This is a genomic window from Marinobacter sp. 1-3A, assembly GCF_016597775.1.
GTDB lineage: Bacteria > Pseudomonadota > Gammaproteobacteria > Pseudomonadales > Oleiphilaceae > Marinobacter > Marinobacter xiaoshiensis.
In genome coordinates this window covers 1-1,327 of sequence record NZ_VCGZ01000036.1, presented here as the reverse complement: position 1 = coordinate 1,327, position 1,327 = coordinate 1, and the positions used below count along the sequence as shown (strand labels likewise).

Here is a 1,327-nt window from a genome sequence, read left to right as displayed (position 1 = left end):
CGAGGCTGTAAACCAAATTGTGTAACTGCCCACGACTGAGTAACCTTTTCAAAAGGATACCATCGTGGGTACGCAATTGGACCAAGAAAAACTCAAAGCTATGGCCGCCGAGCTGGCCAAGGACATTAAGTCTGAAAGAGATCTCGGAGCCCTCACGCAACAACTGGTTAAGCTCACCGTCGAGACCGCTCTCAACGCTGAACTGGACGAGCATCTCGGATACGAGAAGCACGCTCCTGAAGGGCGTGGCACCGGCAACAGCCGTAACGGCTATTCTGCCAAGCGCCTGAAGGGCCAACACGGCGAAGTACCGATACAGGCTCCCCGTGACCGGGACGGCTCCTTCGAGCCTCAGTTCGTCCGTAAAGGCCAGTCCCGCCTGACTCAGATGGATGACCAGATCCTGGCGCTTTACGCCAAGGGCCTGAGCACCCGAGATATCGTAGACGCCTTCAAGGAAATGTACGACGCCGACATCTCGGCAACTCTGGTGTCCAAGGTGACGGAGCGTGTGATCGATCAGGTTCACGAGTGGCAGAACCGCCCGCTGGATCCGATCTACCCCATCGTCTATCTGGACTGCATCGTTCTGAAAATTCGTCAGGACAAGAGGGTGATCAACAAGTCCCTATATTTGGCCCTGGGCATCAACATGGAAGGCCAGAAGGAGCTGCTGGGCCTGTGGCTTGCCGAAACTGAGGGTGCGAAGTTCTGGCTGTCGGTACTGACAGAACTCAAGAACCGGGGCCTGGAGGACATCCTGATCGCCTGTGTGGATGGTCTCAAGGGCTTCCCGGATGCTATTGCCGCTGAGTACCCGCAAACCAAAGTGCAACTGTGCATCGTGCACATGGTTCGCAACTCGCTGCGCTACGTGTCCTGGAAGGACTACAAGGCCGTGACGGCCGATCTGAAGCAAATCTATCAGTCCGCCACGGAACATGAGGCCCGGCAGGCACTGGAGGCCTTTGGAGAGCGCTGGGACAGCCAATACCCACAGATCTCTCGCTCCTGGCAAAGCCACTGGGATAACCTGATCACCATCTTCGAGTACCCGCCGGCGATCCGGAAGGTAATCTACACCACCAATGCCATTGAGTCACTGAACAGCGTGATCCGCAAAGCCACCAAGCGCCGGAAGCTGTTCCCAAGCGATGACTCGGCCCTGAAAGTGGCCTTTCTGGCAATCCAGCAAGCCTCGAAGAAATGGACCATGCCGATCCGTGATTGGAAGCCGGCCTTGAATCGCTTTATTATCGAATTCGGTGACCGCCTGGACGGCCACCTGTAATGGGGTGGGCAGTTACACAGATTTATTTACAGGCTC

At 56.1% G+C, this 1,327-nt stretch carries 1 protein-coding gene; it reads left to right on the top strand.

Going from position 1 to position 1,327, the window contains the following annotated elements; translation table 11 throughout:
• Window positions 1-76: 76 nt before the first annotated feature.
• On the top strand, window positions 77-1,291 hold the full coding sequence (locus FE848_RS18540) for an IS256 family transposase (protein WP_200205392.1): 1,215 nt from the start codon (window positions 77-79) through the stop codon (window positions 1,289-1,291).
• The last annotated feature ends 36 nt before the right edge of the window (window positions 1,292-1,327 follow it).